Source organism: Polaromonas sp. P1_E3 (assembly GCF_056405935.1).
This window is the reverse complement of the sequence record NZ_JBFUBD010000142.1, coordinates 1-6732: the sequence shown is the minus strand read 5'-3', so window position 1 is coordinate 6732 and position 6732 is coordinate 1. Positions and strand designations below refer to the sequence as shown.

The 6732-nt window shown below is 64.2% G+C and carries 6 protein-coding genes; 5 read left to right on the top strand and 1 reads right to left on the bottom strand.

Annotation, left to right across the window (positions count from 1 at the left end; all coding sequences use genetic code 11):
* Positions 1–1086 (bottom strand): xanthine dehydrogenase small subunit (locus AC1D0Z_RS14030; protein ID WP_477658841.1); only part of this gene is annotated, 1086 nt, incomplete at its 3' end.
* A 70-nt stretch (positions 1087–1156) separates the two neighbouring features.
* On the opposite strand from AC1D0Z_RS14030, the gene AC1D0Z_RS14025 reads away from it, so the two are divergent.
* The 5 genes from AC1D0Z_RS14025 to AC1D0Z_RS14005 form a co-directional block, all read left to right on the top strand.
* Positions 1157–2089: a LysR family transcriptional regulator gene (locus AC1D0Z_RS14025; RefSeq protein WP_477658840.1), complete on the top strand. Its 933-nt coding sequence runs from the start codon at positions 1157–1159 to the stop codon at positions 2087–2089.
* A gap of 75 nt (positions 2090–2164) precedes the next feature.
* Entirely contained in the window at positions 2165–3748 is a 1584-nt protein-coding gene (locus tag AC1D0Z_RS14020) for an ABC transporter ATP-binding protein (protein ID WP_477658839.1), read from the top strand.
* Positions 3745–4854, top strand: coding sequence for an ABC transporter permease (locus AC1D0Z_RS14015; RefSeq protein WP_477658838.1), 1110 nt, complete (start codon positions 3745–3747; stop codon positions 4852–4854). The genes AC1D0Z_RS14020 and AC1D0Z_RS14015 overlap by 4 nt, the downstream gene beginning before the upstream one ends.
* Complete coding sequence (locus AC1D0Z_RS14010) at positions 4854–5774, top strand: ABC transporter permease (protein WP_477658837.1); 921 nt, start codon at positions 4854–4856, stop codon at positions 5772–5774. The genes AC1D0Z_RS14015 and AC1D0Z_RS14010 overlap by 1 nt, the downstream gene beginning before the upstream one ends.
* Positions 5775–5883: 109 nt before the next feature.
* Positions 5884–6732 (top strand): BMP family ABC transporter substrate-binding protein (locus tag AC1D0Z_RS14005; protein ID WP_477658836.1); only part of this gene is annotated, 849 nt, incomplete at its 3' end.

Here is a 6732-nt window from a genome sequence, read left to right as displayed (position 1 = left end):
CACCTTGACCCAGGACAGCACTTCGTCAGGCGCCATCAGGTTCTTGCGGTAGCCGGTGTAAAGCGCTTCCAGCGGCATTTCGCGGTGGCCGCGCACGCTCATCAGGACGATGCTGGCACCGAGTGCAATCAGCAAGGGCATGGAGTCGCCGATCGGCGAGCCGTTGGCGATGTTGCCGCCAAGCGTGCCCGAGTTGCGCACCGGCAGCCCGGCAAAGCGGGCGGCGAAGTTGTGCAGCTGCGGCCGGTCTTTCACCAGCGCCGCATAGGCGTCGGCCAGCGTCACGGCGGCGCCTATGGCGATGTGCTGCGGGTAGTTTTCGATGCGGCGCAGCTCCCGCACTTTGGTGACATCCAGCACTTTGCCAAACTGCATGTGATGCTTGGTGACCCACAAGCCCACGTCGGTGCAGCCGGCTACCAGCTGGGCGTCCGGGTGGGTGGCGCGGGTCTGCAGCAAGCCTTTCAGTGTGGTGGGTGATTTGTAAGCCAAATTGGCCTCCAGCCCAATAGGGGCGGGCGCAAGCAGCTCCAGTTTTTGTAGCAGAGCGGCTTCGTCGACCCGCACCGGAGGCAGGCTTCCCATGGTCTGCGCGGCCTCCAGGATGGGCCGGTAGCCGGTGCAGCGGCAGAGGTTGCCCGAGAGTTCTTCCTGCGCGAGATCCCGTGTGATGGGCTCGCCCTTGCAGACATGGTTCTGGTACATGCCGAACAGGCTCATCACGAAGCCGGGCGTGCAGAAACCGCATTGGCTACCGTGTTTGTCGACCATGGCTTGTTGGGCGGGGTGCAAGGCGCCATCCTCTGCAATATCCTCTACCGTCCAGAGTGCCAATCCGTCTATCGAATGCGCAAGCCGAATGCAGCTGTTGATGGCGCGGTATTCGACCTTGCCACCGGCCGCCTCGCCCAGCACCACGGTGCAGGCGCCGCAGTCGCCTTCGCCACAACCCTCCTTGGTGCCGGTGCAGGCCAGGTCCTCCCGCAGCAGCTCCAGCAGGGTGCGGCTGGGTGGTACATTGCTGACGGAAACAACTTCACCCCGCCTGACGAAGCGGATGGGTCTGGAAAAAGATGGGACAGCCATGCTTCAGGTTAAAACAGCCTTGCTGCGGCCGGCATACAAAAGTGCATATCAACCGCATGGGTGAAAAGGTATGAAAGACCAGGCGCTTTTCGACAAGATAGACCTCCATCTCATCAGGGTCTTGAACACCGTGCTTACCGAACGCAGCGTATCACGCGCCGCCCTCCGCCTGGGCATKTACCAGCCCGCCGTCAGCGCGGCGCTCAAGCGCCTGCGCGCGCTCGCGGGTGACCCTATCCTGGTGCGGTCCGGCGCCGGCATGGTGCCTACCGATGCGGGCCTGCGCATGATCGAGCCCTCGGCCAGCATTTTGCGTGCGGCCGGGATGCTGTTCAGCGATGCGCGCGGCTTTGACCCGGCCACGGCAGAAACCACCTTTCGGCTGGCCGCCAGCGAMTACCTGGACCCGTCTTTCCTGCCGCAGCTGGTGGCGCAGATCAAATCCCAGGCGCCCGGTTGCCATATCGAAATCCACCCACTGTCCGCTGAATCGGACTACCGCGCGCACCTGGCGCAGGGCCAGGCCGACATCGTCATCGGCAACTGGGCGGCGCCGCCCGACGACCTGCACATGGCGCGGCTTTTCGGCGACGAAGTCGTCTGCCTGGTCGCCAAAGACCACCCGGCGGTGCGCCGCGGATGGGATGCTGCGACCTGGCTGGAAGCCGAACACATCGCGCCTACCGCCACGCATCCCGGCGCCAAGGGCGTGATCGACGAGCACCTCGACACCCTGGGCATGGCGCGCAACATCACGGTGCGCTGCCCGCACTTCAGCCTCATGCCGGCGATGGTGGCATCAAGCTTGCTGGTGATGACCACCGGGCGCCAGTACTGCGAACGCTTTGCCGGCCTTTTGCCGGTGAAAATACTGCCCAGCCCGATCGCCTTTCCCCGCATGATGTATTACCAGCTCTGGCACGAACGCACGCACGCTTCCAACTCGGCCCGGTGGCTGCGCGAACGCGTCAAGTCCGTGGCTTCGGCGCTACGAAAAGAATAGCTGCTTGCGCCCGTCCTGTAAGGGCTGTAGCCATAATTGCTTGTAAATTGAAGAATAAACGGATACCCAGAGACAATGAGCGCAGCCCCGCCCCAGACCGAAAGCAAGCCCGGCCAGCCGCCGCGGCTGGAGCTTTCCGGCATCACCAAAAGCTACCCCGGTGTGGTGGCCAACAGCGGTATTTCGCTGGCGGTGCAGCCCGGTGAAATCCATGCCGTGCTCGGCGAGAACGGCGCGGGCAAATCCACGCTGATGAAGATCATTTACGGCTCGGTCAAGCCCGACGCCGGCAGCGTGGCGATGGACGGCAAGCCGGTCGTGGTGCACAACCCTCACGAGGCGCGGGCGCTGGGCATCAGCATGGTGTTCCAGCATTTCAGCCTGTTCGACACGCTGACGGTGGCCGAGAACGTCTGGCTGGGGCTGGACAAACACCTCACGCTGGCCGAGGTCTCGCAGCGCATCCTGCAGACCACGCAGGCTTACGGCCTGCAGCTGGACCCGACGCGCCCTGTGCACACCCTGAGCGTGGGCGAGCGCCAGAGGGTGGAGATCGTCAGGGCGTTGCTCACGCATCCGCGGCTGCTGATCCTGGACGAACCCACGTCGGTGCTGACGCCCCAGGCGGTCGAGAACCTCTTTGTCACCCTGAGGATGCTGGCTGCGCAAGGCTGCAGCATTTTGTACATCAGCCACAAGCTCCATGAAATCCGCGCGCTGTGCACTGCCTGCACGGTGCTGCGCGGCGGCAAGGTTTCCGGTTTCTGCGATCCGCGGCAGGAATCCAATGCTTCGCTGAGCCGCCTGATGATTGGGGCCGAGCCGCCCGCGCTGGAACACCGGGCGGTGCGCACTGGCGCCGTGGTGCTGGAGGTGAAACAGCTCGACCTGCCCAAAGAAGACCAGTTCGGCGTTGACCTGCACCAGGTCGCGCTGCAGGTGAGGGCCGGGGAGGTGGTCGGCATAGCCGGGGTGTCGGGCAATGGCCAGAGGGAATTGCTCTATGCGCTGTCGGGCGAAGACACGCGCGCCGCCAGCGATGCGATCACGGTCAAAAGCCAGCCGGTCGGCAAGTTCGGCCCGGGCGGGCGGCGTGCGCTGGGCCTGCACTTTGTGCCGGAGGAGCGCCTGGGCCGCGGCGCCGTGCCATCGCTTTCGCTGGCACGCAATCTGTTGCTCACGCGCAAGGAGTCCGTCGGTAAAAGCGGCTGGCTTGACCGCGGCGCGCTGCAGGCGCAGGCCGCCCGCATCATTGCCGACTACAAGGTGAAGTCCGGCGGGCCGCAGGCAGTGGCGAAGTCCCTTTCGGGCGGCAATCTGCAGAAGTTCATCATGGGCCGCGAGATTGACGCCCGGCCTGAGCTGCTGATCGTTTCGCAGCCGACCTGGGGTGTCGATGTGGGCGCGGCCACGCAGATACGCGGTGAGTTGCTCAAGCTGGCGGGCGCCGGCTGCGCGGTGCTGGTGGTGAGCGAAGAGCTTGAAGAACTGTTCGACATCTGCGACCGGCTGTATGTGATGGCCAAGGGCCAGCTCTCGCCCTCGCTGCCGCGCGCCKAAGCCACGGTCGAGCTGGTGGGGCAGTGGATGAGCGGGCTGTGGGCGCCTGGTACGCACCAGACAGAAACAACACAAACCACGGCGGAGGCCTCGGCATGAAGCTTGAGATTCGTCCCCAGCCGTCGTCCTTCTGGAGCTATGCCTCCCCGGTGCTGGCCCTGCTGATCACCGTGCTGATCGGCGTGGCGCTGTTTGTGGCGCTGGGCAAAGACCCCGTCAAAGGCTTGCAGGTGTTTTTCTGGGAACCCATCAAGTCGCCTTATGCCATCGGCGAGCTGCTGGTCAAGGCTACACCGCTGCTCATCATTGCGCTGGGCCTCGCGGTGTGTTTTCGCTCCAACGTCTGGAACATTGGCGCCGAAGGCCAGTTTGTCATGGGTGCGATTGCGGCGGGTGGTGTAGCGCTGCTGGCTGAAAAAACCACGGGCCCGTGGATCGTTCCGGCCCTGTTGCTGGCCGGCCTGGCGGGCGGCATGGTGTGGGCCGGCATCACCGCCTTGCTGCGCGACCGCTTCAACGCCAATGAAATCCTGGTGAGCCTGATGCTGGTCTATGTGGCCGACATGGCGCTCAATTACCTCGTCTTCGGCCCCTGGAAAGATCCGAACGGCTACAACTTTCCTCAGACCAAGACTTTCGAAGCCGTGACGCAGATTCCACGGCTCATACAGGGCTCGCGCGTGAACATCGGCATCGTCCTGGCGCTGCTGGGCGTGGCCGGTTTGTGGCTGTTCATGTTTCGCACACACGCAGGTTTCCGCCATGAAGTCAGCGGCCTCGCACCTGCGGCCGCGCGTTACGGCGGTTTCTCGTCGCGCCGCGCCTTGTGGCTGGCGCTGTTGACGTCCGGCGGCGCGGCCGGCCTGGCCGGCGCGCTGGAAGTGGCGGGGCCGATTGGCCAGCTCACGCCTTATGTGCCTGCGGGTTACGGTTTCGCCGCCATCATCGTGGCCTTCGTCGGGCGCCTGCACCCGGTCGGCGTGGTGTTCTCTGCCATCCTGATGAGCATGTTCTACATCGGCGGTGAGCTCGCGCAGTCGCGCCTGGGCCTGCCCAAGTCCATCACCGGGGTGTTCCAGGGCCTGCTGCTGTTCAGCCTGCTGGCCTGCGACACCTTGGTCGCATACCGGCTCAAGCTGGCCAGGCCCATCCCCATGCCGGTGGCCACGCCTCCTTCCGCCGATCTTGTGAAAGGAGCCAACTGATGGACTCCACCGCATTGCTCATCGCGGCCACGCTCAGCGCCGGCACCGTGCTGGCCATCGCCGCGCTGGGCCTGCTGATCAACGAGAAGGCCGGCATCGTCAACCTGGGCGCCGAAGGCATGATGTTGTGCGCCGCCATTGCAGGCTTTGCCACGGTGGTGCATACCGGCAACAGCTGGCTGGGCTTTGCGGCCGGCATGGCGGCAGGGGCATTTCTGGCTGCGGTTTTCGGTGTACTGGTGATCTGGCTCAACACCAACCAGTACGCCACGGGCCTGGCGCTCAGCCTTTTTGGCGCGGGTTTTTCAGCCTTTGCCGGCATCAAGTATGTTCAAGAGAAGTTGCCCGAGCAGTCGCAGTACCCCATCCCGTTCCTGGCTGACATTCCGCTCGTGGGCCCGGCGCTGTTCCGCCAGCATCCCATGGTCTACATCGCAATGGCGCTGACGGCCGGGCTCATCTGGTTTTTGTACCGCACCCGCGCCGGCCTCGTGCTGCGCTCGGTCGGCGAAAGCCCCGAGTCGGCGCATGCGCTGGGTTATCCAGTGCGGCGCATACGGCTGGCAGCGGTGGTGGCCGGCGGCGCGCTGTGCGGGCTGGCGGGAGCCTACGTGTCGGTGGTCTACACGCCGCTGTGGGTCGAGGGCATGATCGCCGGCAAGGGCTGGATCGCGCTGGCGCTCACCACCTTTGCCACCTGGCGCCCGGCACGGGTGTTGCTTGGTGCTTATTTGTTTGGCGGCGTGACCATGCTGCAGTTTCACCTGCAAAGCATGGGGCTGGATGTCCCCACGCAGTTCCTGAGCATGCTGCCTTACCTGGCCACCATCGTGGTGCTGGTGCTGATCTCGCGCAACCCGTTGTGGATTCGCGTCAACATGCCCAGTTCCATCGGCAAGCCGTTTTATCCGGGGGCTTGACGGTGCCTGTTGGTAGGTAGGCGGTCCGATCCGCCGCATAATTGCTTTTTTCGCCTGCGCGTTCCACTTCTCATTTCAATGTCATTTCCTAAAACGAAAGCGAGTTCACATGACTGACCTGCAAAAACGTTCCCTGCTCAAGCTGGCGGCCCTGTCGGCCGTTGCTGGGGCAGCCCTGATGGGCTGTGGCAAAAAAGAAGAACCCGCAGCCGCGCCCGCAGCGCCTGCCCCGGCGGCAGCTGCACCAGCCAAGGCCGAGCCGCTGAAAATCGCGTTTGCCTATGTCGGCCCTGTGGGCGACGGCGGCTGGACCTTTGCGCACGACAACGGTCGCAAGGCCGTGGAGAAAGCCTATGGCGACAAGGTCGTCACCAGCTTTGTCGAGAAGGTGCCCGAGTCGGCGGACGCCGAGCGCGTCATCCGCGACATGGCCAATAACGGCGCGAAACTGATCTTTGGCACCACGTTCGGCTACATGGAGCCCATGCTCAAGGTCGCAGCCGATACCAAGGGCGTCAAGTTCGAACACGCCACCGGCTACAAGCAGGCCGAGAACATGCGCACCTATGACAGCCGCACCTACGAAGGCGCCTACATGGCCGGTGTGATCGCCGGCAAGATGAGCAAGACCGGCACGCTGGGCGTGGTCGGCTCGGTGCCGATTCCTGAAGTGGTCCGCAACATCAACAGCTTCACGCTGGGCGCGCAGTCGGTCAATCCCAAGGTCAAGACCAAGGTGGTGTGGGTCAACGAATGGTTCAACCCGCCCAAGGAAACCGAAGCCGCCACGGCGCTCATCAACGGCGGCGCCGACGTGCTGTTCCAGAACACCGATTCTTCCGCCGTGCTGCAGACTGCCGAAAAAATGGGCAAACGCGCCTTCGGATGGGATTCGGACATGACTGCCTACGGCCCCAAGGCCCATCTGGCATCGGCCATCATCAACTGGGGCCCGTAC

Bases quoted from the DNA above. Each gene is read 5' to 3' on its own strand.
- AC1D0Z_RS14015 (WP_477658838.1), top strand. From the start codon at position 3,745: ATGAAGCTTGAGATTCGTCCCCAGCCGTCGTCCTTCTGGAGCTATGCC.
- AC1D0Z_RS14010 (WP_477658837.1), top strand. From the start codon at position 4,854: ATGGACTCCACCGCATTGCTCATCGCGGCCACGCTCAGCGCCGGCACC.